This is a genomic window from Desulfurellaceae bacterium (assembly GCA_021296095.1).
Taxonomy (GTDB): domain Bacteria; phylum Desulfobacterota; class Binatia; order Bin18; family Bin18; genus JAAXHF01.
This window is the reverse complement of sequence record JAGWBB010000006.1, coordinates 1,498-2,700: the sequence shown is the minus strand read 5'-3', so window position 1 is coordinate 2,700 and position 1,203 is coordinate 1,498. Positions and strand designations below refer to the sequence as shown.

Below are 1,203 nucleotides of genomic sequence, written 5' to 3'. Positions count from 1 at the left end.
TTGTCCATGGTGGCGACGCTGGCCACATCCTCGTCGCGGACCGCTTTGATGCCCGGCAGCAGGGCGATTTTTTCCGAGAACTCTTTGACCAGGCTCAGCGTGCGGGGGTTGAAGACGCCGTTTTCGTCGGGATTGTCGTTGAAAACGCCGATCATGATGAGATCGCGTATGCCGAAGCGTTCCTCGACCATCTTGTTATAGTTGATGACCGGGTCGTTGGCCGGGAAATTTGCCTCGACATCGCCCTCAAAGCGCAGGCTTTGCAGGGGCAGGGCGGCCAGAACTGTACTGGCGAGGGCCAGTACGATGACCAGCCATCGAAAACGGATGATCCACCGAAAAAATGACTCCATGTTTTCCTTCTTTGCAGGTTTGGACGGCGGACAGGAGCGTCTCTTCCTCAGAACCTTCTCTTGTCCCGGTCTTCCTATGGAAGCCTCCCTTCTAGTGGACAAGAGGGAGCTGCGTCAAGGACACGACGCGACTCGTGTGATACAAACCGGAGCAGACCCACAGCAAAGACAAGGAAGGAGATGTGTATGCCAGCCTATCTTATCGGTCGAGTGGAGATACGAGACCCAGCGTGGTTAGAAGAGTACGGTCCGAAGGTCCAGGCCCTGGTCCAAAAGCACGGCGGGCGCTACTTGGTGCGTGGAGGGGAGATGGATGTGGTGGAGGGGACAACGCCACCGTCGAGCACGATGGTCGTGATTGAGTTCCCATCCATGGAGCAGGCCCGGGCGTGGTACCACGACCCCGAGTACGCTCCGCTTATCACGCTGCGTCAGAGCGGCTCTGACGCCGAGCTTATATTGGTTGACGGGCTGTCAGATTCCTGATGCGGCCCACGAGCGGGCATCGGGAACGAACCTTTCGTCCGGGCTACAATACCTGACTGGCCAGGGAGTCGAGGTCTTTGAGCATGTCCTCGGTCTCGAAGGCGTTGAGCCAGAGCGTGACCCGGTTCGCTCCAGCCCGCTCGAGTTCTGCCAATTCCTCACCGTTGCGCCACTGTCCGGGACCGCCAAACACGGTGATGTCCACCGTGTCCATATCACGTCCGACCGCCTCGCAGGCTCGTTTCAATTTTTCCATACCGTCATGAAAGGCCGCCATATCGGCGATCAGCGGGATCCAGCCGTCGCCCCATTCGGCGACGCGGCGATAGACGTAGGGTGAGCCGATTCCGCCGACCAGAACCGG

At 59.0% G+C, this 1,203-nt stretch carries 3 protein-coding genes; 1 reads left to right on the top strand and 2 read right to left on the bottom strand.

Features of this window, described 5'->3' with window-relative positions:
* The coding region (locus tag J4F42_02330; GenBank protein ID MCE2484324.1) for a hypothetical protein at window positions 1-353 on the bottom strand (353 nt) is incomplete at its 3' end.
* A gap of 186 nt (window positions 354-539) precedes the next feature.
* Here J4F42_02330 and J4F42_02325 point away from each other — a divergent pair.
* Complete coding sequence (locus tag J4F42_02325; GenBank protein MCE2484323.1) at window positions 540-839, top strand: DUF1330 domain-containing protein; 300 nt, start codon at window positions 540-542, stop codon at window positions 837-839.
* A 43-nt stretch (window positions 840-882) separates the two neighbouring features.
* On the opposite strand, the gene J4F42_02320 is transcribed toward J4F42_02325, so the two are convergent.
* The coding region (locus J4F42_02320; GenBank protein MCE2484322.1) for an LLM class flavin-dependent oxidoreductase at window positions 883-1,203 on the bottom strand (321 nt) is incomplete at its 5' end.

Bases quoted from the DNA above. Each gene is read 5' to 3' on its own strand.
- J4F42_02325 (MCE2484323.1), top strand. From the start codon at position 540: ATGCCAGCCTATCTTATCGGTCGAGTGGAGATACGAGACCCAGCGTGG.